The sequence below is a fragment of the Halothece sp. PCC 7418 genome (assembly GCF_000317635.1).
Lineage (GTDB): Bacteria > Cyanobacteriota > Cyanobacteriia > Cyanobacteriales > Rubidibacteraceae > Halothece.
The window spans coordinates 3,951,285-3,976,240 of sequence record NC_019779.1; the positions used below are offsets into that span (position 1 = coordinate 3,951,285).

At 42.5% G+C, this 24,956-nt stretch carries 23 protein-coding genes; 12 read left to right on the plus strand and 11 right to left on the minus strand.

Going from position 1 to position 24,956, the window contains the following annotated elements; all coding sequences use genetic code 11:
* Positions 1-45: 45 nt before the first annotated feature.
* From PCC7418_RS18105 to PCC7418_RS18120, 4 genes are all read left to right on the plus strand, one after another.
* Positions 46-1,317, plus strand: coding sequence for an HlyD family secretion protein (locus PCC7418_RS18105; protein WP_015227637.1), 1,272 nt, complete (start codon positions 46-48; stop codon positions 1,315-1,317).
* A gap of 5 nt (positions 1,318-1,322) precedes the next feature.
* A complete protein-coding gene (locus PCC7418_RS18110) occupies positions 1,323-3,269 on the plus strand; it encodes an ATP-binding cassette domain-containing protein (protein WP_015227638.1) in 1,947 nt (648 codons plus the stop codon).
* A gap of 71 nt (positions 3,270-3,340) precedes the next feature.
* Positions 3,341-4,315, plus strand: a complete 975-nt coding sequence (locus PCC7418_RS18115) for a DNA cytosine methyltransferase (protein ID WP_015227639.1) — start codon at positions 3,341-3,343, stop codon at positions 4,313-4,315.
* Between the two features lie 147 nt (positions 4,316-4,462).
* The gene (locus tag PCC7418_RS18120) at positions 4,463-5,335 is read left to right on the plus strand and encodes an undecaprenyl-diphosphate phosphatase (RefSeq protein WP_015227640.1); all 873 of its coding nucleotides are present in this window, start codon (positions 4,463-4,465) and stop codon (positions 5,333-5,335) included.
* Positions 5,336-5,464: 129 nt separating this feature from the next.
* Here the strand turns inward: PCC7418_RS18120 and PCC7418_RS18125 are convergent, their stop codons facing one another.
* The 3 genes from PCC7418_RS18125 to glgX all read right to left on the minus strand — a co-directional run bounded on the left by PCC7418_RS18125 (position 5,465) and on the right by glgX (position 8,982).
* Positions 5,465-6,082, minus strand: a complete 618-nt coding sequence (locus tag PCC7418_RS18125; RefSeq protein WP_015227641.1) for a CP12 domain-containing protein — start codon at positions 6,080-6,082, stop codon at positions 5,465-5,467.
* 95 nt (positions 6,083-6,177) lie between these two features.
* Complete coding sequence (locus PCC7418_RS18130) at positions 6,178-6,798, minus strand: hypothetical protein (protein WP_015227642.1); 621 nt, start codon at positions 6,796-6,798, stop codon at positions 6,178-6,180.
* A 27-nt stretch (positions 6,799-6,825) separates the two neighbouring features.
* Positions 6,826-8,982, minus strand: coding sequence for a glycogen debranching protein GlgX (gene glgX / locus PCC7418_RS18135; RefSeq protein WP_015227643.1), 2,157 nt, complete (start codon positions 8,980-8,982; stop codon positions 6,826-6,828).
* Between the two features lie 119 nt (positions 8,983-9,101).
* Here glgX and PCC7418_RS18140 point away from each other — a divergent pair, with 119 nt between their 5' ends.
* A complete protein-coding gene (locus PCC7418_RS18140; RefSeq protein ID WP_015227644.1) occupies positions 9,102-9,308 on the plus strand; it encodes a hypothetical protein in 207 nt (68 codons plus the stop codon).
* Between the two features lie 337 nt (positions 9,309-9,645).
* The gene (locus PCC7418_RS18145) at positions 9,646-9,969 is read left to right on the plus strand and encodes a metalloregulator ArsR/SmtB family transcription factor (protein WP_015227645.1); all 324 of its coding nucleotides are present in this window, start codon (positions 9,646-9,648) and stop codon (positions 9,967-9,969) included.
* 31 nt (positions 9,970-10,000) lie between these two features.
* Here the strand turns inward: PCC7418_RS18145 and PCC7418_RS18150 are convergent, their stop codons facing one another.
* Complete coding sequence (locus PCC7418_RS18150; RefSeq protein WP_083885423.1) at positions 10,001-10,291, minus strand: glutathione S-transferase family protein; 291 nt, start codon at positions 10,289-10,291, stop codon at positions 10,001-10,003.
* 109 nt (positions 10,292-10,400) lie between these two features.
* On the opposite strand from PCC7418_RS18150, the gene moaA reads away from it, so the two are divergent.
* Positions 10,401-11,390 (plus strand): GTP 3',8-cyclase MoaA, encoded by a 990-nt coding sequence (gene moaA, locus PCC7418_RS18155; protein WP_015227646.1) that lies wholly within the window; start codon positions 10,401-10,403, stop codon positions 11,388-11,390.
* Between the two features lie 84 nt (positions 11,391-11,474).
* Positions 11,475-12,050 (plus strand): transcriptional repressor, encoded by a 576-nt coding sequence (locus tag PCC7418_RS18160; protein WP_015227647.1) that lies wholly within the window; start codon positions 11,475-11,477, stop codon positions 12,048-12,050.
* 242 nt (positions 12,051-12,292) lie between these two features.
* On the opposite strand, the gene PCC7418_RS18165 is transcribed toward PCC7418_RS18160, so the two are convergent.
* From PCC7418_RS18165 to PCC7418_RS18185, 5 genes are all read right to left on the minus strand, one after another.
* Positions 12,293-13,429: a mechanosensitive ion channel family protein gene (locus tag PCC7418_RS18165; protein WP_015227648.1), complete on the minus strand. Its 1,137-nt coding sequence runs from the start codon at positions 13,427-13,429 to the stop codon at positions 12,293-12,295.
* Positions 13,430-13,455: 26 nt separating this feature from the next.
* Positions 13,456-14,595, minus strand: coding sequence for a mechanosensitive ion channel family protein (locus PCC7418_RS18170; RefSeq protein WP_015227649.1), 1,140 nt, complete (start codon positions 14,593-14,595; stop codon positions 13,456-13,458).
* 12 nt (positions 14,596-14,607) lie between these two features.
* Positions 14,608-15,780 carry a mechanosensitive ion channel family protein gene (locus tag PCC7418_RS18175; protein WP_015227650.1) on the minus strand — a complete coding sequence of 391 codons (1,173 nt, stop codon included), beginning with the start codon at positions 15,778-15,780 and terminating at the stop codon, positions 14,608-14,610.
* Positions 15,781-15,807: 27 nt separating this feature from the next.
* Positions 15,808-17,031: a mechanosensitive ion channel family protein gene (locus PCC7418_RS18180; RefSeq protein WP_015227651.1), complete on the minus strand. Its 1,224-nt coding sequence runs from the start codon at positions 17,029-17,031 to the stop codon at positions 15,808-15,810.
* Between the two features lie 93 nt (positions 17,032-17,124).
* Entirely contained in the window at positions 17,125-17,559 is a 435-nt protein-coding gene (locus PCC7418_RS18185; protein ID WP_015227652.1) for a SufE family protein, read from the minus strand.
* A gap of 443 nt (positions 17,560-18,002) precedes the next feature.
* On the opposite strand from PCC7418_RS18185, the gene PCC7418_RS18190 reads away from it, so the two are divergent.
* A complete protein-coding gene (locus PCC7418_RS18190; RefSeq protein ID WP_015227653.1) occupies positions 18,003-18,983 on the plus strand; it encodes a Gfo/Idh/MocA family protein in 981 nt (326 codons plus the stop codon).
* Positions 18,984-19,069: 86 nt separating this feature from the next.
* Positions 19,070-20,290, plus strand: coding sequence for an acetate/propionate family kinase (locus PCC7418_RS18195; protein WP_015227654.1), 1,221 nt, complete (start codon positions 19,070-19,072; stop codon positions 20,288-20,290).
* A gap of 192 nt (positions 20,291-20,482) precedes the next feature.
* On the opposite strand, the gene PCC7418_RS18200 is transcribed toward PCC7418_RS18195, so the two are convergent.
* Entirely contained in the window at positions 20,483-21,409 is a 927-nt protein-coding gene (locus PCC7418_RS18200) for a DUF4351 domain-containing protein (RefSeq protein ID WP_015227656.1), read from the minus strand.
* A 45-nt stretch (positions 21,410-21,454) separates the two neighbouring features.
* Positions 21,455-22,369, minus strand: coding sequence for a DUF4351 domain-containing protein (locus tag PCC7418_RS18205; protein WP_015227657.1), 915 nt, complete (start codon positions 22,367-22,369; stop codon positions 21,455-21,457).
* Between the two features lie 145 nt (positions 22,370-22,514).
* On the opposite strand from PCC7418_RS18205, the gene pds reads away from it, so the two are divergent.
* The gene (gene pds / locus PCC7418_RS18210) at positions 22,515-23,942 is read left to right on the plus strand and encodes a 15-cis-phytoene desaturase (RefSeq protein ID WP_015227658.1); all 1,428 of its coding nucleotides are present in this window, start codon (positions 22,515-22,517) and stop codon (positions 23,940-23,942) included.
* 74 nt (positions 23,943-24,016) lie between these two features.
* Positions 24,017-24,946 (plus strand): 15-cis-phytoene synthase CrtB, encoded by a 930-nt coding sequence (crtB, locus tag PCC7418_RS18215; RefSeq protein WP_015227659.1) that lies wholly within the window; start codon positions 24,017-24,019, stop codon positions 24,944-24,946.
* The last annotated feature ends 10 nt before the right edge of the window (positions 24,947-24,956 follow it).

The window sequence follows — 24,956 nt, forward strand, 5'->3', positions numbered from 1 at the left end:
TACTATACGATATAGTGCAATTAGGGTCAAACTGTACAGTATGGTATGGTACAAAAAACAACCTCTGCGTCTCAATTTGAGGATTCAGGAACGGATCAATCTTCTAAATCACGATCGCGCAAACTAAAATTTTTAATTCCTCTCGCGTTAGTCTTAGCAGGTGTGGGAGTGGGGGTGAGATACTATTTCTTCTCGCTAACCAAAGAGACAGCGATTGAACTTAGTGGACGGATTGAAGGCTATGAAACGGATATTGGAACAACGGTTTCGGGTCGAGTGGAAGCAATAACGGTTCGAGAAGGCGATCGCGTGACAAATGACCAAATCATTGCCAAACTGGATGATGATGAACTGCAAGCGCGATATAAAGCAAGCCAAGCCAGACTCAAAAGCACCCAACAAGAAGTCCAACAAGCGCGATTGCAGATTGAAGTCATTCAAAGCAATATCCGAGAAACTCGTTTAAGTCGTCAACAAGCCCAAGATAACGCTGAAGGAAGAATTGAAGAAGCCCAAGGAAATTTAGACGCAGCGATCGCGCAACTTGATCAAGCCGAAGCCAATGAAGTAGAAGCCCAATCTCAGTTACAATTAGCCAAAGCCGATCGCGATCGGTTTCAAACTTTATGGGAACAAGGGGTGGTTCCCAAGCAACGCTATGATCAAGCGCAAACGGAATGGGAAAGCCGACAAGCGACCCTCGCAGCCCGTCAATCGGCGGTAAATGCAGCCCAACGTCAAGTCAAGGTGGCGCGAGGAACGTTAAGACAAGCGAAAACGAGTAGCCTTGACCCCGAAATTTTTACGGAACGATTGCAAGGATTACAACAACAACTGGCTCAAGCGCGATCGCGCCGAGAAGCCACCCAAGCGAATGTTGCAAATGCAGAAGCCAACTTGGAAGAAATTAAAGCCCAGTTAGATGATCTCAATATTACCAGCCCCATTGCGGGTGTTGTCTTAGATCGCATCGCAGAACCCGGAGAAGTCTTGAGTGCAGGAAAAATCATTGTTACGGTTCTCGACTTAAATGAGGTCTATCTGCGGGGATATGTTCCTGAAGGTGAAATTGGTAATATTCGAGTGGGTCAAACTGCGAACGTCTATCTCGATTCCGATCCCAATACGCCCTTAGACGCTACCGTTAGTTCCATTGACAGTGAAGCCTCCTTCACCCCTGAGAATATCTATTTTAAGCGCGATCGCGTGCAACAAGTCTTTGGCTTAAAACTCAGCATTGACAATCCCCAAGGCTTTGCAAAACCTGGCATGCCAGCCGATGCTGAAATTATACTCGATAGAGACACAGAGAGTTGAAAAACTTGGACTTTTACTTAAAATCTGAGAGAGGGGATAAAGAATCTTCCTTTGTTATCCGTGTGGAAGGATTATGGAAACAGTACGGAAATGTTCCTGCGGTGAAAGGAATCAACTTTACTGTGGGGAAAGGAGAGATTTTTGGTTTAATTGGACCGGATGGTGCGGGAAAAACCACGACATTTAACATTCTTGCGGGTGTCATGGAAGCAACCAGTGGAACCGTGGAAGTTTTAGGAAATCTCCCCCGAGAGGTACGCTTAAAAACGGGCTATCTCACCCAAACGTTTTCTCTCTATTCCGATTTAAGTGTTGCAGAAAATATCGCTTATAATGCCCGTGTGCGGAGAGTTCCCGAAAGCCAGTTTCAATCTCGCGCCCAAGCGTTATTACAGCGTGTGAGTTTAGATTCTTTTCGCGATCGTCTTGCGGGACAACTTTCTGGGGGAATGAAACAAAAACTCGCCCTCTGTTGTGCGTTAGTGTCCAATCCCGAAGTTTTATTATTGGATGAACCAACAACGGGAGTCGATCCCGTATCCCGTCGCGAATTTTGGGATTTACTCGCCTCTGTCGCAACAGAAGGAGTCACTATTGTCGCAGCAACGCCTTACCTAGACGAAGCGGAACGTTGTCATCGCATTGCGTTAATCTATAATGGGGAAATTCAACAAATGGGAACGGTATCCCAGTTACGAGAGAGTTTAGGTTTAGTTCGGTTAGAAGTGCGGTGTAATGATGTGTTTCAAGCAGAAACCGTCTTACAAGAAGCCATATCCCAGAAAGAAAATACTCTCGCTGATGTGCAATCTTTCGGCGATCGCGTGGACATTTTAACCCGTGATAGCAACGCAGGAACCGATGAAACTCAAGCCATCCTCGCAGCCAATCAGATTACCGTCCATCGCATTGAAACCAACGAACCCACCTTAGAAAACGTCTTTGTTAGTAACCTCCGCGCTTCCCAGTCTGATCCGCCGTTTATTCCCTTCCCGCGCGATCGCAATGGAAAAATAGAGGCTGACATCGCGATCGCTGCGTATCACCTGCAAAAAACCTTTGGTGACTTCCAAGCGGTGAAAGGAATTGATCTAGAAGTGAAATATGGGGAAATATATGGCTTACTCGGTGCGAATGGCGCTGGAAAAACCACGACCATTAAAATGTTGTGTGGCTTGTTACCTGCGAGTGGGGGTGACATGATGCTAGCGGGACAACGGGAAAATATTTATAGTAGTGAAACGCGATCGCGCATTGGCTACATGAGTCAGAAATTCACTCTCTACGACGATCTGACCATCCTCCAAAACCTGCGCTTCTACTGTGGGGTTTACGGCGTACCCGCAAAACTTCGCTCAGAGAAAATTAACTGGGTACTGAAAACCTGTGGTTTAGAAGGTCAAGAAAACACCCTCACAGGAAGACTCCCAGGGGGATGGAAACAACGAGTCGCCTTTGGTGCGTCAGTGATGCACGAACCTGAAATTTTATTTTTGGATGAACCGACATCTGGCGTTGATCCGCTAGCCAGGCGACAATTCTGGCGCTTAATCCGCGATTTCGCCCAACAGGGAACCGCAATTCTAGTAACAACGCACTATCTTGAAGAAGCAGAAAACTGTAATCGCATGGGCTTCATGGTCGCGGGAGAAGTCGTCACCCAAGGTTCACCGACTCAAATTAAAGCCGAACAACCAGGTCAATTAGTGGAAATTAAAACCAATAATGTGGAAGCTACAGCTAACACTTTGAAAGCCAATTTTGACAGTTGGCGCGTTGCAATTTTCGGCGATCGCGTTCACCTAGTTTTAGACAATGTAGAGGAAAAGTGGTCGCAAGTGAAACAGCGTTTAGAGGAAGCGAATTTAACTCTTCACAGTCACCGCTTAATTCCCTTTTCGTTAGAAGATGCGTTTATTGGAATTGTACAACGGAAGACTCATCATGACTAAGGATCAAAATAATAACCCAATATATTCTAGATATATTATGGTGAAGTAACTCAGAATCATTTTTACAAGCTATGACAACTTTCACATTTGTTGATTTATTTGCAGGAATTGGAGGAATTAGAATTGCGTTTGAAAATATCGGAGGAAAATGTGTCTTTAGTTCCGAGTGGGATCGTTACGCTCAAAAGTCATATCAAGCCTATTTTTTAGAAACACCTCACGGTGATATTACACAGATTGACGCAGAAAAGATTCCTGATCATGATATTTTAACGGCTGGTTTTCCTTGTCAAACATTTAGCATCCTTGGCGATCGCAAAGGCTTTACCGACACGAGAGGTACACTTTTTTTTGATATAGAACGAATCTTAAAAGTCAAAAGACCAAAAGCCTTTTTACTCGAAAATGTTAAAAATCTAGTGAGCCATGATCAAGGGAGGACGTTCTCTGTTATTAAAACCTCTTTAGAAAGTTTAGGATATACCGTTTATAGTAAAGTTTTGAATGCTCTTGATTTCGGGTTGCCTCAAAAACGAGAACGGATTATTATTATTGGTTTTTTAGGAAACTACTCTTTTCGCTTTCCTGAAGTTCAAAAAGAAAGAGCAAATCTCAAAGATTTTTTAGAAGATGATAAAGAAGTCGATCCGAAACATTATGCTTCTGAAAAAGTTGTCAAAAGTGTCTGGAGTCGTCTGAAATCTGAACCGTTTTTCCCATCAGTTTGGCATGAAAATAAATCAGGAAATATTTCTGTCTTACCTTATAGTTGCGCTTTACGAGCGGGAGCATCTTATAATTATCTTTTAGTGAATGGTGTTCGGCGTTTAACCTCTAGAGAAAACCTAAGACTACAAGGGTTTCCAGATAATTATCCGATTGTTGTTCCTCATTCACAAATTCGTAAACAGGGGGGTAATTCTGTTCCGATTCCCATGATTCAAGCAGTTGCAAAAGAATTAATCCTAGGATTAAACTTGGAGACTCCTTCCCATGAAGGTTATCGGGTAAAAATTGAAGAGAGTGGACAGTTAGCATTTTTATGAAAGCTAAAGGATCTTTAGGTAAAGTAATTAAGAAAGCAAGAGTACATTTTTATTGATTTCTTTCCTATTTTGTTCAAAATGCGCACTTTCTCTCGTCAGTTATTTTCTCGATCGTTTCTTTTTTTCTGCGGATTCGTTTTCTGGCTTATGATTCCCACAGCCTCAGCACAAACCACTGAGGGGGCTAAGGAAACAAGCCTAAATTGGTTTCAGGCGGTGATTTTAGGGATTGTACAAGGGATTACGGAATTTTTGCCGATTAGTAGTAGTGCGCACCTGAAAGTGGTTCCCGTGGCGTTAGGTTGGGGAGATCCTGGCATTACTTTTTCTGCGGTGATTCATTTAGGGAGTATTGCTGCGATTATTTGGTATTTCCGTCAAGAGTTGCAGCAACTGTTACAAGGGAGTTGGCAAGGAATACAAGACAAGGATTATCATAATGCTAATTTGCGTCTCACTGTGGGAATTTTATTAGGGACAATTCCCATTTTGGTCTGTGGCGTGTTTTGGAAACTGTTTGTAACGGATGACTCTCCCTTGCGGAGTATGACTACCATTGGGATGACATCGGTGGGAATTGGCTTATTATTAGGAATCGGCGATTGGATGGGGAAGCGCGATCGCGCTGAAAAAGACCTCAAACCCCTAGATGCGATTCTGATGGGGCTTGCACAAGCACTGGCTTTAATTCCAGGCACCTCGCGATCGGGAATTACGATTACTGCGGGTTTATTTATGGGCTTAGATCGTCCCACAGCAGCCCGTTTTGCTTTACTCATGGGCATTCCCACCATTATCTTAGCAGGAGGAGTTGAACTCATTGATGTCTTAGAACAAGGCTGGAATCATGCTCAAACCGTCCCGATTCTCATCGGAACTGCCACTACATTTATTTTCTCTTATCTGTCTGTGGTGGGATTAGTACGTTATCTACAACAACAAAATACTTGGGTTTTTGTTGGGTATCGCTTCATTTTTGGCGGTTTTATTTTCTGGGGAGTCTTAACATCCAACTGGTAAGGTTTCCTGCTATTAATCGGGGAGAGGGGGAGGGTTAATTCCTTGCTTTTCTCACCCTCCCCCTTTTCCCACAAAAGCCAGTTGCAAGCAAGCCTGTTACCTGTTACCTAGCGCGTTGTGCGATAACGATTACAACTCGTACATTCTGGCTTCTGCTGCTTCGGGGTTTTCTTCCAGATATTCTTCAAACGCCGTTTTTGGGGGTTTCTCTGCTTTTTGGTGCGCTGCTTCTGCTTGCAACTCTTCAACAATATCCCAAGCCACAGCACACTCTTTAGAGGTTGCTCCTTTTTCCGCACAGACTTGACGAGCTTGAGCAATGGCTTCTTCGATTTCTTTTTCTAAGAAGTTCTCTTTCGGATTTTCAACAAAATCTCCTTTATGGAGAATATCAGAAGTGGAAACTAAGCCTAACAATTCACCGCGAATAACAGGCGCATGATGAATATGAGTTTGTGCAAATAAGCGAGCTACATATTCCACACCTAAATCTGGATTAATGACAATACACGGCTTGGTCATCACCTCATAAACTCTAACCTTTTTCGGGTCTTTCCCATAAGCGGTTACCTTATTGACAACATCCGTTTCAGTAATAATGCCATAAGCATCCCCCTCCCGACGGCGGTCAACAATTAAACAACGAATTTGTTTCTCTCTCATCAGTTGAACCGCTTCTACGATCGGCGCAGAGCCTTTGATTTTGACGACATCTTCGGTCATAATGTCCTGCGCTTTCATCATCATTGTTGAGTCTCCTTATTCAATCTCCATCTCAAATTATCGGATTAAAAGGGACGATTGTTGGCGTGACTGCAAGAGTTTTTTACATTGAATCGCGGTCAATAGCTGCTTTGGGCTAAACGCCAGTAGTAGCGATTCCATTGATAGATTCCTGGAATTTCCCATTCTGCACCATTATCGAAGCGGATGGTACAGTTTTGATAGCGATGACCGTTGTATTCTCCTTGAGAAAGACTGACCACTGTGCAAGGATACCAGTCTTGGTTTTCGGGATCATCATCTTGGACCCACTCCCAAAGTAAGTTTGACACTTCAACGCGATCGCCGACTTTTAATTGTACGTTTTCAGCGCGATCGCTGTATTCTAAATATTGAGCCACATGATAAGGTTGCACCCGATTCAGCCATTGCGGACCATAATCCTCCCGTAAAAATTGCACATTACCCGAATCACGCCCTTGTAACCAATCATTGAGAATCCGTGCTTTCCAAGGACGTTCTCCCTGTTCCACAATAAACGCCAAAAGCGCCTCCCGTTGGTCTGAAGTGAGTTCGTCTAGGGGATTGTTATCATTAGGAAGTTCCTCGGTTGAGGAAGTCAATGTCTCCATCAGCACTTGTTGCAAAATTTCAGCTTGTTGTTGGGAAAGGGGAGTTTTCCCTTGCTCACAACGACTTATGATTGTCTCTAAGACGGACTGAATGTCTTGATAGTCCATTCGTTTCCAAAAATGCGACTTCGCTTTTTATTGTATTGATTGTATTGATTCCTGAAATTGATGGGACTTTAAGACCAGCAAGGAAAAGGGGTTGAGGGGAATTTCTTCTTCTCCTGTATAAGCGATTTCTCCCGATAATAATTGCGGTTGATTGGTGTCAATCACCACTTGCCAAACCCATTTTTGCAGGGCTTGAGGAAGGATAAAGACTCTTTGTTGATCATCGCTATTAAAGAATAATAGAAAACTATCATCCACGAGGCGTTTTCCACGGGGATTCGGTGCCGATAATTCTTGTCCATTCAAAAATACGGTAATCGCTTTCGTTAGTTGATTCTCCAGCCACTGTTGTTCGGTTACAAAACTCCCATCGGGATGATACCATCCTAAGTCACTGACTTGTGACCCGTGAATGGCACGACCTTGAAACCAATTGCGACGATGAAAAACGGGATGTTGGTGGCGGAAGGCAATGATTTCTTTCGTAAAGGCAAGTAATTCTTCATTTTCTGGGGATAATTCCCAGTTAAACCATGTTAGTTCATTATCTTGGCAATAGGCGTTATTATTTCCCTGTTGGGTTCGTCCCATTTCATCTCCGCCGAGGAGCATGGGAACCCCTTGGGATAGCATGAGAGTGGTGATCAAATTTCTTTGTTGGCGCGATCGCTGCTGGAGAATTTCAGGATCATCGGTTTCGCCTTCCGCCCCCCAATTCCAAGAGCGATTATAATCTTCCCCATCATGGTTATTTTCCCCATTAGCATGGTTATGCTTTTCGTTATAACTGACTAAATCCCTCAGCGTGAAACCATCATGGGCGGTAATAAAATTAATACTGGCGTGAGGAAGTTTTCCATTCGCCTGATATAAGTCTGAACTTCCTGTAAAACGATACGCAAACTCAGTTAAGGTATGTTCTTCACCGCGCCAAAAGTCTCGCACCGTATCCCGATATTTCCCATTCCATTCTGACCACAACAAGGGGAAGTTTCCCACCTGATAGCCTCCTTCCCCCACATCCCAAGGTTCTGCAATCAGTTTCACATTGGAAAGAATCGGATCTTGATGAATAATATCAAAGAAAGCAGCCAAACTATTCACTTCATACAATTCTCGCGCCAACGCAGAGGCTAAATCAAAGCGAAAGCCATCTACGTGCATCTCTTGCACCCAATAGCGTAAACTATCCATAATGAGCTTTAAAATTTGCGGATGACGGACATTCAAGGAATTTCCACAACCCGTAAAATCCATATAATAGCGCGGGTCATCATCCACTAACCGATAATAAGCGGAATTATCAATTCCTCGAAAACAAACCGTCGGTCCAAAATGATTCCCTTCTCCCGTATGGTTATAAACCACATCCAGAATTACTTCAATTCCCGCTTGATGAAGGGCTTTCACCATCCCCTTAAACTCTTTTACCTGTTCTCCTCCGCTTCCTGATGCGCTATAACCTGAATAAGGGGCAAAATAGCCCACAGAATCATATCCCCAATAGTTGCGGAGTCCTTTATTCACTAAATGTCCAGGAGAGGCTAAAAAGTGATGGACAGGAAGTAATTCCACTGCTGTAATCCCTAAAGACTTAAGATGATTAATGGCAGTGGGATGAGCTAACCCTGCATAAGTCCCCCGCAGATGTTGGGGAATTTTAGGGTGTTGTTGGGTGAACCCTTTCACATGAACTTCATAGATAATAGTTTCGTGCCAAGGGGTTTGTAAAAGTTGATCTCCTTCCCAATCAAAAAAGTTATTAGTAACAATACATTTCGGAATCAGATGACTATCATCGGTATTGGAACAAGCTAAGTCTTTTTCTTCTGCATCCCAAGGATAAGCAAAGATTTCTTCACCATAACCAATATCTCCCATAATCCCATGAGCATAAGGGTCAAGCAATAGTTTTTTGCGATTAAAACGATGTCCTTGTTTTGGGCGATAGTCGCCGTGAACTCGGTAATTATAACGTTGTCCAGGTTGCAAACCTGGGATATAACCATGCCAAACATAATTATGAACTTCTTTTAAGGGAAGACGAATTTCATGATCTTGTCCAGTGAATAAACAAAGTTCAATTTCAGTTGCATTTTCCGAAAAGATGGCAAAGTTAACACCTTCTCCATCCCATGTTGCCCCTAAAGGGCTTGGTTTTCCTGGCCAAACGTCTAAATTCACGGGTTTGAGTTCCAATACATCTTTGTATCAATAGTTTACAGCTTGCTTGCGGTTCTTAACCAATTAGTAACCATTTGCCTTTATGCTAGTGAAATCAATCAAAAGGAGGAAGACAGTTTATGAATTACTTCTCTGTCGTGATGTCATTTTTACAACAGCGAGAAGCCTTTTTAAGCGAAATTTATCAAGGAGAAAAACTGCGGTCTAAAAGTTTTGGCTTATTAGTTTCTAGTGCCTTTTTTCTCGGAGTTTATGGGTTAATTATTGGGGCGTATGGGGGCTGGTTGCAGGCAATTCTTTCTGAAATTAAACTGAATTTGTTTTAATAAAATATGAACTTTCCCAGTCAAAACAACGTTCTTTTTTAGGGAAATTAGAAGAGCAGCTAACGACCTTAATCAGCCAAGAGTCTCCTCTGGCTACAAGTCCCTATAGCAATATGATCTCATTTGTAAAAACTAGCTCAACATTACGATCCCACCCCACCCCCCTTACTAAGGGGGGGAATTAAAGGGGGGATTCCAACTAAAAATTTATAACTGATTTAGGATTGCTATATGCTAAATTGTATAAAGAGATGCTAGAAATTGGAGTGAATATATATCAGCAAACTCAATTCTGGCGATGATCAGATCAAGTTATTTTTAGGATTAGTTAGTAAAAATGTTAACCCAGTCAGAAACTGATTTTAAGTTAATTACGGCTGGCTTTCAAGCCTTATCTGAGCCGATCCGTTTGCAGATTTTAGACTTATTGCAAGAACAAGAATTATGCGTGTGTGAAATAAGGGAAAAGATTAAGATTTCACAATCGAAGTTATCGTTTCACCTGAGGATTTTAAGAGAAGCCAAGTTAGCGCGATCGCGCCAACAAGGACGTTGGGTTTATTATTCCCTCAATCCAGAGCAACTTTTACTCTTAGAACAATATCTCAATCAACTGCGGGAAAATGCGGTCATGCGTCCCGCTAATCAATGTTTAGAGTAAACTCTGCTCAATAACACGAGCCCATTTGATGTTACCTTTGACCGAGAGTTTTTCTAAAAGCAGGACGTTGAGACAACCGTTCTAGATAACTCTCAACAGCAGGATAGTCACTGAAATCAATGGGTAATAACAGTTTGGCAAAATACAGGTAAGACGCAACAGCAACATCAGCAACTGTTAATTCTGAGCCAGTGAGGAAGGGCTGTTCCGAAAGAATATCATTCAAAGGCGTGAGTAAACGAGGCATTTCGCGATCGCGCCGATCTTCCAAAAATAAACCAAGACCTAGGGTTGCATTGGCAAATAGCACCCACTGATTCATAAAAGAAGTGTTAAACTCACCAAAAAGCCTTTTCGGAGAAGAGGTTTTATTTAACTTTATCCTCAATCTTGCTCCGATTGGGTAGAAGCTCAAAACATATCAATTCCTTATGCAAACTATTGATTATCTTCGCATTAGTTTAATCGATCGCTGCAACTTTCGCTGTCAGTATTGTATGCCCAGCGAAGACGAACTGACTTATCTACTGCAAGAAAATCTCCTGACAAAAGAAGAAATTATTACCCTTCTGCAAAAAGTCTTTATTCCCCTTGGTTTCAATAAATTTCGCTTAACTGGAGGCGAACCCCTCTTACGTCCTGATCTGGTGGAAATTGTAGAAGCAATTACCGCCCTTCCCGAAACCCAAGATTTAGCCCTCAGTACCAATGCCTTTCTCTTAGAAAAGTTAGCAAAGCCCCTTTATGATGCAGGGTTAAGACGGATTAATATCAGTTTAGACTCTCTCAACCCAGAAAACTTTGATAGTATTATTGGTAATAATGGGCGCAGTCGTTGGCAACAAACTTGGAAGGGAATTTTAGCAGCCCATAGCGTTGGTTTTAACCCCTTAAAACTGAATGTTGTCGTGATTCCAGGCGTTAATGATCAAGAAGTATTAGATTTAGCTGCATTAACCCGAGATCGCAATTGGCACGTCCGATTTATTGAATTTATGCCCATTGGTAACTCAGACTGGTTTCACGATCGCGCTTGGATTCCCTCCGAAGAATTGCGCCAACAGATTCGCCAAAAATGGGGGTTAGAAGCCTCATCTGTTAAAGGAAATGGTCCAGCAGATGTCTTCCAGATTCCAGAAGCAAAAGGCACACTGGGCTTTATTTCTCAAATGTCGGAATGTTTCTGCGATCGCTGCAATCGAATGCGTTTATCTGCTGACGGTTGGCTGCGCCCTTGTTTACTCAACGAAACTGGACAAATGGATCTCAAAACTCATTTACGTCAGTCTCCTAATTTTAGGCAAATGCGAGAACAAGTCGCACAACTGATCGCACTCAAACCAGAAATTAACTTCAAAGAACGGGAAAACGGGACACTAACAGGCACTTACAACCGTACCATGTCCCAAATTGGTGGGTAAGTTATCAATAATTAAAACTTGTTGCAACTAACCCAATTAACGACTATGATTGTCAATATATAGTAATTATTGCTACAAAAAACGATGGTCAGGCAACCCTATACTTCATCCTCATTGAAAGCAGAACTCAACTCTCGCGGTTGGCGACTCACCCCCCAACGAGAAACAATTCTTCATGTCTTTCAAAACCTCCCTCGCGGACATCATCTCAGTGCAGAAGAACTCTTCCATCTCCTACAAAAACGAGGGGAAGAAATCAGTTTATCCACGATTTATCGCAGTGTAAAACTCATGACTCGCATGGGGATTCTGCGAGAATTAGAATTAGCAGAAGGACACAAACATTATGAACTGAACCGTCCGCACCCGCATCATCACCATCACATCGTCTGTATTCAATGTAACCGCACCATTGAATTTAATAATGACTCAATTTTGAAACAAAGCCTCAAGCAAGCCGAAAAAGAAGGCTTACAACTAATCGATTGTCAGTTAACAATTATGACGATCTGTCCCGAAGCCATTCGCATGGGATGGCCCTCAGCTTTACCGAGTAACTGGGTTTGTACTCGCGCTATTTCCGAAAGTCATTCTGACGAGGGAATTGAAGAAATTGAGCAAGAAATTGCTGAAAGTGAATCTTCTCAAGAAGATAATTAGTCATTGGTCATTAGTCATTAGTCACTGGTCATTAGTCATTGGTCATTAGTCATTGGTCATTAGTCATTAGTCACTGGTCATTAGTCATTAGTCATTAGTCATTAGTCATTAGTCATTAGTCATTAGTTCTTTGGTCACTGATTACTGGTCACTGGTCACTGGTCACTGATTACTGGTCACTGATTACTGGTCACTGGTCACTGATTACTGGTCACAACCAAGATGAACGTTTTCAGCAAACCCTACTTGGTCACAGGCGAATCAACATAAATCATGGGTTCTTCCATGGAAAATTGGAGTTGGTTGTTTGATAACTGCTTGCGGATTTCTTGGTTCGCCACTTCCACTAATCGCTTACGAAGGCTCAAGGAACTACTACTGGAACTGAGCAAGAAAAAGCTCACCCGTGCGCGAGTTCCCGATTGATCTTCAGGTTCAAAAGTGGCAATGCGAATACTACCAGGTTCCACACCAAATAACTTATTCAGACTAGCATCCAACACCTGAGCCACTAAGGCGCGTTCTGTATCATCCAATACCTTCGGAAAATCTAAATAGAGGAGTGCCATGACTTTTGTTCCCCGAGAAATATTTTCCACATCCATACTCGCCATCAGTGAATTGGGGACAATTAAGAGGGTATTAGTTGCAGCGAGTCGAATTTTAGTGGAACGAATGCCAATGGATTCTACACGCCCATAAATATCCTCAGCAGCAGGATTAAAGTTAGCACGGACATATTCACCCGGAACATAGGGACGATCTAAATACAGCACAACTGTTCCCACAATCTGGGATAAAACTTCTTGAGCAGCAAAAGCAACTGCAATCCCGCCAATCCCAACCCCCGTCAGAACACTGGCTAGGTTCAGATTTTGACTATTAGCAAAGACAATCACTGCAAAAAAACCGATGATAACATTGGCAACCGTTTCCCCAACAATCAGAAAATCATCCACTTCTTTGTTGAGGCTTTGAATGAGAGTAACCCCATAAACCCGAATGACTTGTCGTACCAATCGGGATAAAAGCCAAGCTGCACTAACAGTTAAGGCAAAATAAACCACTAACTGTAACAAGTCATATAATCCTGGATACTCTTGAAACCAATTAATATTAATTGCAGTAATGATTAAAATACCAGTACGAACGATCAAACCGCGTAACGGTGCGACCACCTTATCATACGGTTGAGCCATTACTTTCGGGGTAAAGCGATCAATAATCCACTGGAAAAATGACGGCAGCAACCGCCCCGCTAAGATAGCGAGTAGGGTGAACAAAACAAACCATCCTAGATTCTGAGCAAAGTTGATCAGTGCCCCTTGAAAGTTTTCATCAATAGCAAAGATTCTTTGAAAAATTTCTGCAATATCCATTTTTTTAACTAATAATTAATCAAATATTAAAGGGTGACAGGTGAATCGACATAAACCATGGGTTCTGCAAATTGAAAGTACAAGTCCTCACCTTGTAATTGTTCCGTAATGGCTTGATTAGCAATTTCAACTAATCGTTTACGAATATCAAGAGACTTTTCATTTGCCCCTCTGATAAATAAGTTAATGCGGGCGCGAGTTCCAGGTTGATCTTCAGGTTCAAACAAGGCAATTTGTGTTCCTCCTGAGTCAAGGTTAGATAATTCTTGCTGAAACGTCTCCTCCACGACCTGATAAACCAAAGCATATTCTGATGCGTTCAAAACTTTAGAAAAGTCAAGGTAAAACAGAATCATCACTTTCATCGCTCGGGAAACATTTTCCACATCCATACTCACCATCAGGGAATTAGGTGCGATTAAAAGGGTATTTTTCGCAGCAAGCCGAATTTTGGTGGAACGAATCCCGATGGACTCCACACGCCCATAAATATCTTCATCTCGGGGATTAAAGTTAGCGCGGACATATTCTCCAGGAACAAAAGGACGATCTAAGTAAAGAATAATACTGCCGACAATTTGTGATAAGACTTCTTTTGCAGCAAACGCAACCGCAACCCCGCCAATCCCAACCCCAGTTAAGAGACTCATCAGATTAATACTTTGACTATTCGCAAAGAACAAAACTGCAAAAAAGCCAATAAGAATATTAGCAACGGTTTCCCCAACAATGAGAAAATCATCGGCTTCCCGATTGAGACGTTGAATGAGTTTTACCCCATACAAGCGGGTTAACTGTCGGACTAAGCGGGATAAAAACCAAGCGAGGGTAAGGGTTAGCGGGAGATAAACCACTAAACTTAAAAAATTATATAAGCCTGGATAAAGGCGAAAGAGATTAATATTATGAGCCGTAACCGCAAGAATTCCCGTCCGAATCAGTAACGGTCGCAACGGGGTGGTGAGACGTTCATAAGGTTCATACCAAGGAGAAGGCGCAAAACGATGAAAACAGGAGCGCAGAAAATAAGGTAAGGTTCGTCCGATTAATACGGCAAGTAAGGTTAATAAGATAAACCATCCCAAGCGCGTGCCAAAGATTAAGAGTTCTCCTTGCCAATCAGCATCAATGGCTAAGGCTTGTTGCAAATTTTCTAGAATATCCATTTTTCAAATCATCTAGAGGGTGACAGGTGAATCGACATAAATCGTCGGTTCTGCAAATTGAAACTTCAAACCTTCTTTTTGTAATTGATCGCTGATTGATTTATTGGCAATTTCCACTAAGCGTTTCCGAATCATCATGGATTCTTCGTTTGACCCCATGACAAACAAGCTAACGCGAGCGCGAGTTCCAGGTTTATCTTCAGGTTCAAAGAGGGCAACTTGGGTACTGCCAGGATCCAGTCCAAATAGTTCTTTTTTGACACTTTCTTGAACCGTTTTATCGACTAAAGCCCGTTCTGATTCCTCTAAAACCTCATCAAAATCGAGGTAAAACAGCACCATCACTTTTGTTCCCCGAGAGATGTTTTCGATGTCTTTGGTCACCATGAGGGAGTTGGGAACAACTAGGAGGGTATTGGTGACAGAAATCCGCAGTTTAGTCGAACGTAAACCGATGGATTCAATGCGTCCATAAACGTCTTCTTGGGTGACAACGAAGTTAATGCGGACGTATTCCCCAGGGAGGTAAGGACGATCTAAATAGATGACAATGGTGGCAAGAATTTGGGAGAGGGCTTCTTGGGCTGCAAACGCGATCGCGATCCCGCCAATGCCTAAACCGGTTAAGAGGGCAATCAGATTAAAATCTTTACTTTGAGCAAAAATTAAAACCGCAAGAAAGCCAATAATTACATTCACGGTATTTTCAAAAATTAGAATGAGATCGTTAACTTCTTGACTCACTCGTTTGAGAAGACTAACCCCATAAATGCGGATCGCTTGTTTTGCCACTCTCGACACCAGCCAAGCTGAACTCACCATCACCGCAAAATCAGCAACAAAGTTAATAATGTTGTAAAACTGCTCGTAAACGTTGAGAAAATTGAGGCTGAAATCAATCAGAATTAGGGTTAGGGTTCTGACAAAGGCATCATGAAAGGGATCGGTGAAGTTTTTATATTCCTTATATTTTTCTTCAGGCAGCGATCGCGCGGTAAACCAAAGTAAAATCGAAGGCGTTACCCGACTCACCAGAATGGCAAGGATAATACAGATTAATAACCCCGCTAAACGAACGCCTAAGATAATGAGAAAATCTTGGCTGGGCGGTTCAAATTGAAAGAGTTGGGAAACATTCCAACCCTCTGATAATCGTTCTAAGGGATTAAAAGCAAGGACACTCATCACGCTTCAATACTCATCAAATGTGGACTAGATATTCATCGGAGAATCAACATTAATCGGTTTCTTATCAATTTGGAAACCAATTCCGTAATCTTTCAGGCGTTTACTAATGTTCCGTCGCGCAGCATCTAACAGTTGCGTCCGAATTTCCAACGCCATTGACCCTGCGCCGAGAATAAAGAATGTGACCTGTGCTTGCACTTGTCCCGACTTACCGTTATTGGGGTTACCTGTATCTTGGAAGTTCACTTCCGTTAAACGATGGTCGATCCCGTAAATATCTTTGGTACTGTCAAGAATAATCTGGCGAACCAGTGCTTTTTCTTGTTCAGGAATGCTGCGCTCGAAGAAAATATTGAGGAGGGTAATAATTTTTTGCGCCCCTGAGAGATTCTCAATGGACATCTGAGTGAGCATACTATTGGGAATAACCACTAATGTTCCTTTCCCTGAAAGACGGATTTTACTGGAACGCCAGCCGATCGCTTCCACTCTGCCGAATGTGCCATCTTGCAGGTGAATATAGTCATCGACGACAAACGGACGATCTACATAGAGAAGAATCGTCCATAAGACTTGTTCGAGAACTTTTTGGGAGGCAAACGCGATCGCTAAACCACCAACCCCAATACTAGCAATTAACCCAGTAATGCTTAAGCGGTGGGATTCCGCAAAGATAAAGATAACAATGAGAACAATGAGGGCATTCGCAACAAATTTGATAAAAGCTAACAGTTCACTGTTGACGTTATTGCGACTTCTCAGGGCTAAATCAAGCAAATAACCGCCAAAAAATTGGTCAAAGAGAGTAAAGGCTAAAAAGCAAATATTCAGCGCGATCGCGCCCCCTAAGAAAAACTCACTAATATATAACCAAGTGGGTTTATCGGGGGTTAATAATAAAACAATATCCCCAACGGACAGAAAGAAAGAGAGAACAATCCATCTTTGATAGGGAGCAAAAATTTGTTGATAGGCTTCTCGTAATTCAGCAGGAAGAAAACGAGAAACCAAAAAACTCAAAATTTTGGGAAGAACGAAAATAATCGTGATTAAAACTAGAGCTAGAACCCCTAAAATCAGATAAAGCGGGTCAATCGCTAGGGGTTCACCAGAAGTCAATCGATCCACTTGATCGAGTAATTCCAGCATCGATTCCGCAGCTTCCAGAGAAGAAGAATCTGCTTCTAAAAAACTGTGGAAAGATGGAAAAAAATGATTGAGATTGGTTGTGCTGAACACAGTAATCATCTACCTGAGTAGTCAAAATAAACAACGAAGTCCAGCACATTTTACAAGACAACTCTTTTTTCTGCATATCTCGATCAGCATAGATCGAAATGCTTAGTTCGATTGCGCCATATTAAATCCTAATGCTTTTTTCTTCATGGTTTGGAAGATATTATAAAAGCCATTTGCCCGTGAAGGAGTGAGGCTAACTTTTAATCCCGTTTCTTCAATAAAGTCGGGAGAAACCTCTAAAATTTCTTCTGGGGGCAAATCATTTAAGCCATCAATTAAAAGGGCAACTAATCCTTTCACTAATTGGGCATCAGAATCTCCTAAATAATGGACTTTACCATCTTGCAAACTTGCCGTAATATAAACTTGAGAAACACAACCCGAAACTTTATTATCGGGATTTTTGGCTTCTTCTGGTATCGGTTCTAATTTCTTGGCATACCAAAGCAACTGTTGATATTTCTGTTTTGGATCGCTCCGACGTTTGAAACGTTGTACAATTTTGTCTAGTTTGGGAGGTAAAGCAGTAGCGGACATCTTTAACTTCTTAAGTTTACTCTCATTGCTTTCTTAATCCCCTTTATCATAACAATTCAATCCGCTCGTTAAAAGCTAGACATTAATTGACATAGTTCGATTTTTGTTGACCTAGAAAGGTACGAGCGTGCAGACTCAGGTATAAGTCCTAAAATACAAGGCTACCTACCTTCTTTTCGTGATCACACCTTTCGGTGAACGCCAGCCGTTAGCTACTGTGGTCTGTAATTAAACTAAGTACCGATGCTTTATAAGGTCGTGTTACAGATGTAAAAAGCGATTAGAAGTTTGTCGAGGCACACTTTACTGAGAAATCAGATTGGCGAAAGCAAGCCGTTTAGGAAAGGGAAAGGGGTCTTAGCCATTTCCCTTTCCACTAAAAAGTAAAGCTAAGTCAAAAAATGTACAATAATTTACCTACTAGGAGTTAACCCCGAGAACTGATGACAAAATTGATTCGGATTGGTATTATCGGAACTGGCTTCGCAGCCCAACGACGAGCAGAAGCATTTGCAGAAGACGATCGCGCTGAAGTAATTGCAGTTGCAGGGCATCGCCCAGAAAGCCGAGACACATTCTGTCAAACCTATTCTATCAAGGGATATGACTCGCCACAGGAGCTCATTGCCAATCCTGATCTTGATCTGGTTGTCATTTGCAACATCAATGCGGAACATGGGAATCTCGCCCAAGCAGCCCTCGAAGCAGACAAGCACGTTGTTGTTGAATATCCCCTTTCCCTCAACCCCGAACAAGCCCAATATTTAATCACCTTAGCAAAGCAAAAAAACAAATTGCTTCATGTGGAGCATATTGAATTACTCGGTGGGCTACACAATGCGATTCGTGAATGGTTGCCTAAAATTGGTAATGTTTTTTATGCGCGATATAGTACCATTAACCCGCAACGTCCCGCCCCAGACAAATGGACGTATCACAAACAATTATTTGGTTTCCCGTTTAGTGGTGCGCTATCGCGGTTTCATCGCTTTACAGACTTATTTGGCAAGGTCAACACCGTTAACTGTTATACCCGCTATTGGGAAAGAGAAAACCGGGATCAATATTTGGCTTGCTTGAATCATGCCCAATTACAGTTTGAAACGGGCTTACTGGCGGATGTTATTTACGGGAAAGGAGAAGTATTTTGGCAACCGAATCGTGATTTTGAACTCCATGGGGATCAAGGAACATTGATTTTTGTCGGGAGTGAAGGAAAATTAGTCCGAGGCGAGGAAGAAACTCCCATTGAGGTCGGAAGTCGGCGCGGTTTATTTGCGAAAGATACAGCTTTTGTTTTAGATTATCTCACCGCCAACCAACCCCTTTATCTCCCTGTTGAATCCAGTTATTATGCAACCCGAGTTGCCGATGCAGCGCGAGTTGCAGCAGAAACTGGCAAGACCATCTTTTTAGAGAAATGACTCTTAAAACAGGTTTAATTTCAGCGCGATCGCGCGATCATGACCTTACCCTGAAAACAAGCCATTGGTCTGAGCAATAATATAATATGAAGATTCTCGTTTTAAACGCTGGTTCTAGCAGTCAAAAAAGTTCTCTTTACTATATCCCCAATGATGAACGTTCTCAAGAGGTGATCACCTTACTCTGGTCAGGAAGTATTGATTTTAGCCAACAGCAAGGGGTTGCCAAGCTGAAAGTCGAAAGTAATGGCGTAGTTTGGGAAGACAAGCAGGAAACCGAAGATCGGTTAGTGGCAATGGAAGCCCTCTTTAAGATGCTATGTGAAGGGGATACGGCGGTTTTAGAGTCTTGGCAAGAAATTGATTATATTGGTCATCGGGTGGTGCATGGGGGAAGTGAATATCAACAACCGACTTGGGTAACCGAAGAGGTCAAAAGCGCGATCGCGCAACTGATTTCTCTTGCGCCTAATCATAATCCATCTAACTTGCAAGGAATTGAGATGATGGAAACACTGCTTCCCAACGCTGGACAAGTGGCGGTTTTTGACACCGCGTTTCATAGTCGAATTCCCACAACATCGGCAATTTATCCCCTACCTTATCAATGGTACGAAGAAGGAATCCGCCGTTATGGGTTCCATGGGATTAGTCATGAATATTGCGCTCAAAAAACAGCCCAACTCTTAGATCAACCCTTATCTAACTTAAAATTAGTCACCTGTCACCTCGGAAACGGTGCGTCTCTCGCTGCGGTGAAAAATGGACACAGTATTGACACCACAATGGGCTTTACGCCTCTAGAAGGGTTAATGATGGGAACGCGCTGCGGTTCCATTGATCCAGGAATTATTATCCATTTATTGCGAGAAAAAGGGCTAAGTGCGGATGAAATTGATCAAACCCTGAATAAAGAATCAGGATTAAAAGGGCTTTCGGGGCTGTCTGGAGATATGCGAACCGTGACTGAAGCCATGGGAGAAAATGAACGCGCTCAACTTGCCTTTGATACTTATATCCATCATCTCTGTCGCCAAATCGGAGCAATGGTCGCCAGTTTACAAGGGTTAGATGTGCTGGTTTTTACTGCAGGTGTCGGGGAAAATTCAGCAATTGTTCGTCAAGCAGCCTGTGAGCGTCTCGGGTATCTTGGGGTTGAAATTGATCCTGAGAAAAATCAGAATTCTCCTCAAAATGAGGATATCGCCACACCAGATTCATCGGTGAGAGTGTTTGTCTTGCATACTAATGAAGATCGCGCGATCGCGCAAACGGTCTGGCAACTCGCCCAAGCTAATTCGTATTAGGATCAATCCCTAACTCTGGAAACTCACTCGGGAGATCAGACATCGTAGGAAGTGTTTCTTTTGGCGATTTGGGGGGATCGCTTTGGTACATAACAGCCAATAACGAGAAAGAGAAAGCACTTTGCTCCTAACGTATTTCTCCAACCTTAAGAAAGGCTTACCATTAAGTTAGAGAAAACATCGAAAATCTTGTTAATTATTTCCTAAACAGTTCGCCAACCAACCCCTTAAATCCTGCTCATTTTCTAAATTATATGATGCTAAACCGAGTTCATCTAACTGAGAACTATTTAAACTCATAATTTCCCTTTGTATTTGGGAGGATAACTCTCCTAGGCGATAAGTTAGTAAGTTAAGGATTAATTCCCGTTTTCCTTCCCGTTTTCCTTCTTCTTTCCAGCTAGTTGTAATTTCCATAATTTCCTCCTTAACTGTTGTTGATTCGATTTGTTCAAACTCTTGATTAAATACTTCTAATTCCCTGACGGTTAAACGCAGATAAGTATCCACAAACCCAGAAATCAATTGCATTCGGGCGGGGTCTAGCCGTAAAGTGGCTAATAAGCGCAGACATTCCAGCTTGACTCGCGGACGTTCCGCAGGGGCTATGTTCATTTTTGACATTAACGCACAAGCGACTGGGTTGGCTTGATTCAGGAAATCTCGCCAGTTTAAGCGGTTCAACTGAATCACCCGATAATTAAATTGTAAGACTTGGAAATCAGGAAATTCAACTTGGTAATAATTAATCGCTTGTTTTTGCGGTTGGTCATAAGAAAAAATGACGATGGGATAAATCGGTAAGTTGAATTTTTCATGCAACCGCGCAAAGTAGCGGAACATTCTTTGATTAAAGTTACTTTCGGAGGAGGCTTGATTTTCCAGATGAATGAGAAAATAAGAGTTTTCCCCCCGAAACCGAACTTCTGCTAATAAATCAGTTTCATAGCGTTCTCCCCTTGTGACATCGGTAAAGACTTCTTTATCCTGAAAGGTGACGGATTCAGGTTCGAGATAGTCTAAAACTTGCGGAAAGAAAAGTTCTAGGAATTCGAGAAAAAAGGTTGATATTAATTCTTTGAATAACCGATCATGGTCGATCGCGCCTTGGTTTGCCATTTTTGATTGGATTGTAGCGCGATCGCGCTCTGTGAAAACATCTTGTTAATTATTTCCTAAACAGTTCGCCAACCAACCCCTTAAATCCTGCTCATTTTCTAAATTATATGATGCTAAACCGAGTTCATCTAACTGAGAACTATTTAAACTCATAATTTCCCTTTGTATTTGGGAGGATAACTCTCCTAGGCGATAAGTTAGTAAGTTAAGGATTAATTCCCGTTTTCCTTCTTCTTTCCAGCTAGTTGTAATTTCCATAATTTCCTCCTTAACTGTTGTTGATTCGATTTGTTCAAACTCTTGATTAAATACTTCTAATTCCCTGGCGGTTAAACGCAGATAAGTATCAACAAACCCAGAAATCAATTGCATTCGGGCGGGGTCTAAGCGTAAAGTGGCTAATAAGCGCAGACATTCCAGCTTGACTCGTGGACGTTCCGCAGGGGCTATGTTCATTTTTGACATTAACGCACAAGCGACTGGGTTGGCTTGATTCAGGAAATCTCGCCAGTTTAAGCGGTTCAACTGAATCACCCGATAATTAAATTGTAAGACTTGGAAATCAGGAAATTCAACTTGGTAATAATTAATCGCTTGTTTTTGCGGTTGGTCATAAGAAAAAATGACGATGGGATAAATCGGTAAGTTGAATTTTTCATGCAACCGCGCAAAGTAGCGGAACATTCTTTGATTAAAGTTACTTTCGGAGGAGGCTTGATTTTCCAGATGAATGAGAAAATAAGAGTTTTCCCCCCGAAACCGAACTTCTGCTAATAAATCAGTTTCATACCGTTCTCCCCTTGTGACATCGGTAAAGACTTCTTTATCCTGAAAGGTGACGGATTCAGGTTCGAGATAGTCTAAAACTTGCGGAAAGAAAAGTTCTAGGAATTCGAGAAAAAAGGTTGATATTAATTCTTTGAATAACCGATCATGGTCGATCGCGTCTTGATTTGCCATTTTTGATTTGATTGTAGCGCGATCGCCTCTAATAGTACCTTCGCGCGATCGCGCTTCACGAAACCGCTAAAGCTATCAGGTGAGCTAAAATGTAACGAAATGCAAAGTATAATGAGAACGAAAACTTAAAGTCAGTAAAACAACCATGCGGGTCATAATTGCAGGAGCAGGGTTAGCAGGGCTTTCCTGCGCCAAATATCTAGTGGATGCGGGACATACCCCCATTGTCCTTGAACGTCGCGATGTCTTAGGCGGAAAAGTCGCAGCCTGGCAAGATGAAGATGGCGACTGGTACGAAACAGGGTTACACATCTTTTTTGGAGCATATCCCAATATGCTGCAACTTTTCAAAGAATTGGATATTGAAGATCGCTTGCAATGGAAAGAACACACGATGATCTTCAATCGCCCTGAAAAACCAGGAACTTATTCTCGCTTCGATTTTCCTGATCTTCCTGCACCGATTAATGGGGTGATTGCCATTTTACGCAATAATGATATGCTCTCTTGGCCAGAAAAAATCCGCTTTGGTATTGGCTTAATTCCAGCGATGTTGCGCGGACAAGGCTATGTAGAAGCGATGGATCGCTACACTTGGTCAGAGTGGATGGAACGGCAAAATATGCCCAAACGGGTGGAAAAAGAAGTCTTTATTGCCATGTCTAAGGCTTTAAACTTCATTAACCCCAATGAAATTTCTGCGACGATTCTCCTCACTGCACTGAATCGTTTCTTGCAAGAAAAAACAGGGTCAAAAATGGCGTTTTTAGATGGTTCACCCACAGAACGCTTGTGTCAGCCCATGGTGGATTATATTACGGAACGTGGTGGCGAAGTCCGTCTCAACGCGCCCTTGAAAGAAATTTTACTTAATGAAGACAACAGTGTCCGTGGCTATCTCATTCGCGGATTAAACGGTGCAGAAGATGAAGTGATCACAGCCGATGCCTATGTCTCTGCAATGCCAGTTGATCCGTTTAAGCTAATGTTACCCCAACCCTGGAAACAAATGGACTTCTTCAAGCAATTAGACGGCTTAGAAGGCGTTCCTGTGATTAACCTGCATCTCTGGTTTGATCGCAAACTCACGGATATTGATCACCTCTTATTCTCCCGTTCCGATTTACTCAGTGTTTATGCTGATATGAGTAATACTTGTCGCGGTTATGAAGACCCCGATAAATCCATGTTAGAGTTAGTGCTTGCCCCGGCGAAAGACTGGATTGGTAAATCCGATGAAGAGATTGTGGAAGCAACCATGGAAGAATTAAAACAACTCTTCCCCAAATATTTTACAGGGGACGATCGCGCACAGTTGCTCAAATCTCATGTGGTGAAAACCCCACGGTCAGTTTATAAAGCCACAGCAGGAAGACAAGCCCATCGCCCCTCCCAAGAAACCCCGATTTCCAACTTTTATCTCACAGGAGATTACACCATGCAAAAATATTTAGCCAGCATGGAAGGGGCGGTCTTATCTGGAAAATTAACGGCTCAAGCGATTACTAAAACTGAATCTGATGTAAGTTCTGTGGAAAAATCGGAGAAAAAGCCCGTTTCTGTGGCAAAATGATCTTCTGTGTTCCTATCTACCGATTAATGGGACAATTTTTGTGTCTTAACGTGAACCCTACTCGCCTGCGGTGAATGCTGCAACTGCCAAACCCTGAACAGACTTGTTCCCACCCCTCCGTCGAATCCGCTTATGAGTTCTGCCGTCAAGTGACTGCGGAATACTCCAAGACGTTCTATCTCGGAACGCTTCTCATGCCCAAAGAGAAACGGAAAGCCATTTGGGCAATTTACGTCTGGTGTCGGCGCACCGATCAACTGGTCGATGGGCCTGAAGCCGAGTTTACCACTCTCGATACTCTCGATCAGTGGGAAGCCACCTTAGAATCCATTTTTGCGGGTCATCCGGTAGAAAATCCTGATACCGCGCTGGTGGATACCTTAGAAAAGTTTCCCCTAGAGATTCAGCCCTTCCGCGATATGATTGCCGGACAACGGATGGATCTCAAGCGCGATCGGTATGAAACCTTTGAAGACCTCTATCTCTACTGTTATCGAGTCGCGGGAACAGTCGGACTCATGTCTAATGCCGTCTTAGGGGTAGAATCTGAGGGGGGGACACCGCCTTGGCGTAAACAACAAAAAACTCATATCCCCACAGAAGAAGCGGTTGCTCTTGGCATTGCTAACCAACTGACAAACATTTTAAGAGATGTGGGAGAAGATGCGGAACGGGGACGCATTTATCTCCCTCTAGAAGATTTAGAACGGTTTAATTATCGTGAGGAAGATTTATTCCAAGGGGTGATTAATGAAAATTGGCGACAATTGATGCAATTTCAAATTGAACGAGCACGAGGATTTTACACCCAAGCGGAAAAAGGAATCTGTGATCTTAGTCGAGATTCCCGATGGCCCGTTTGGACGGCTCTAATGCTCTATCAAGGAATTTTAGACGTTATCGAGCGCAATGAGTATGATGTATTTAGTCAACGAGCTTATGTTCCCAAAGCAGAGAAGTTTCTCTATCTCCCCATTGCTTGGCTACGCGCACAAGTGCTTTGATGAAGTGTCG

Bases quoted from the DNA above. Each gene is read 5' to 3' on its own strand.
- PCC7418_RS18105 (WP_015227637.1), top strand. From the start codon at position 46: ATGGTACAAAAAACAACCTCTGCGTCTCAATTTGAGGATTCAGGAACG.
- PCC7418_RS18115 (WP_015227639.1), top strand. From the start codon at position 3,341: ATGACAACTTTCACATTTGTTGATTTATTTGCAGGAATTGGAGGAATT.
- PCC7418_RS18120 (WP_015227640.1), top strand. From the start codon at position 4,463: ATGATTCCCACAGCCTCAGCACAAACCACTGAGGGGGCTAAGGAAACA.
- PCC7418_RS18125 (WP_015227641.1), bottom strand. From the start codon at position 6,082: ATGATGATGAAAGCGCAGGACATTATGACCGAAGATGTCGTCAAAATC.
- PCC7418_RS18130 (WP_015227642.1), bottom strand. From the start codon at position 6,798: ATGGACTATCAAGACATTCAGTCCGTCTTAGAGACAATCATAAGTCGT.
- PCC7418_RS18140 (WP_015227644.1), top strand. From the start codon at position 9,102: ATGAATTACTTCTCTGTCGTGATGTCATTTTTACAACAGCGAGAAGCC.
- PCC7418_RS18145 (WP_015227645.1), top strand. From the start codon at position 9,646: ATGTTAACCCAGTCAGAAACTGATTTTAAGTTAATTACGGCTGGCTTT.
- PCC7418_RS18150 (WP_083885423.1), bottom strand. From the start codon at position 10,291: ATGAATCAGTGGGTGCTATTTGCCAATGCAACCCTAGGTCTTGGTTTA.
- moaA (WP_015227646.1), top strand. From the start codon at position 10,401: ATGCAAACTATTGATTATCTTCGCATTAGTTTAATCGATCGCTGCAAC.
- PCC7418_RS18160 (WP_015227647.1), top strand. From the start codon at position 11,475: ATGGTCAGGCAACCCTATACTTCATCCTCATTGAAAGCAGAACTCAAC.
- PCC7418_RS18165 (WP_015227648.1), bottom strand. From the start codon at position 13,429: ATGGATATTGCAGAAATTTTTCAAAGAATCTTTGCTATTGATGAAAAC.
- PCC7418_RS18170 (WP_015227649.1), bottom strand. From the start codon at position 14,595: ATGGATATTCTAGAAAATTTGCAACAAGCCTTAGCCATTGATGCTGAT.
- PCC7418_RS18175 (WP_015227650.1), bottom strand. From the start codon at position 15,780: ATGAGTGTCCTTGCTTTTAATCCCTTAGAACGATTATCAGAGGGTTGG.
- PCC7418_RS18180 (WP_015227651.1), bottom strand. From the start codon at position 17,031: ATGATTACTGTGTTCAGCACAACCAATCTCAATCATTTTTTTCCATCT.
- PCC7418_RS18185 (WP_015227652.1), bottom strand. From the start codon at position 17,559: ATGTCCGCTACTGCTTTACCTCCCAAACTAGACAAAATTGTACAACGT.
- PCC7418_RS18190 (WP_015227653.1), top strand. From the start codon at position 18,003: ATGACAAAATTGATTCGGATTGGTATTATCGGAACTGGCTTCGCAGCC.
- PCC7418_RS18195 (WP_015227654.1), top strand. From the start codon at position 19,070: ATGAAGATTCTCGTTTTAAACGCTGGTTCTAGCAGTCAAAAAAGTTCT.
- PCC7418_RS18200 (WP_015227656.1), bottom strand. From the start codon at position 21,409: ATGGCAAACCAAGGCGCGATCGACCATGATCGGTTATTCAAAGAATTA.
- PCC7418_RS18205 (WP_015227657.1), bottom strand. From the start codon at position 22,369: ATGGCAAATCAAGACGCGATCGACCATGATCGGTTATTCAAAGAATTA.
- pds (WP_015227658.1), top strand. From the start codon at position 22,515: ATGCGGGTCATAATTGCAGGAGCAGGGTTAGCAGGGCTTTCCTGCGCC.
- crtB (WP_015227659.1), top strand. From the start codon at position 24,017: ATGCTGCAACTGCCAAACCCTGAACAGACTTGTTCCCACCCCTCCGTC.